This is a genomic window from Komagataeibacter kakiaceti JCM 25156, assembly GCF_000613305.1.
In genome coordinates this window covers 1-623 of record NZ_BAIO01000869.1, presented here as the reverse complement: position 1 = coordinate 623, position 623 = coordinate 1, and the positions used below count along the sequence as shown (strand labels likewise).

Here is a 623-nt window from a genome sequence, read left to right as displayed (position 1 = left end):
CCAGCAGCATGTTCAGCCGCCCTGTATCCCACCCCACGACCGCACGGCGCGCACCGCCGTCGCCCGCCTTGGGTGAAAGCAGGGCCTGGACTTCCAGCAGGACGGGGCGTGTGCCCTCCATGCCCGCGAACACGGCGGAGCCCGCGATATGGCCGCGCCGTTCGGCCAGGAACAGGGCGGAGGGATTGGGCACTTCCTCCAGCCCCTGATCAGTCATGGCGAAAACGCCGATTTCATCCGTGGCGCCAAAGCGGTTCTTGGCCGCGCGCAGGATACGGAACTGGTGGCCGCGATCCCCCTCGAAATACAGCACCGCATCGACCATGTGTTCCAGCACGCGCGGACCGGCCAGCGCCCCTTCCTTGGTGACATGGCCGACAAGGATCAGGCTGAAACCGCGCTGCTTGGCCAGGCGGATCAGTTCGAACGCGCAGGCGCGGACCTGGCTTACGGTGCCGGGCGCGCTTTCCACCGTTTCCATCCACATGGTCTGGATGGAGTCGATCACGACCAGCGCCAGATCGCTTTCCGCCTCCAGCGTCGCGACGATGTCGGCCACGTTGATGGCGGCGGCGAGTTCCAGCGTCGGCGCGTCCAGCCCCAGCCTGCGCGCGCGCGGCGGA

General features: G+C 67.7%; 1 protein-coding gene. It reads right to left on the bottom strand.

All coding sequences use genetic code 11. The annotated features are described in order from the left end of the window. A partial coding sequence (locus tag JCM25156_RS19670; protein WP_025814500.1) for an AAA family ATPase occupies positions 1-623 on the bottom strand: 623 nt, incomplete at both ends.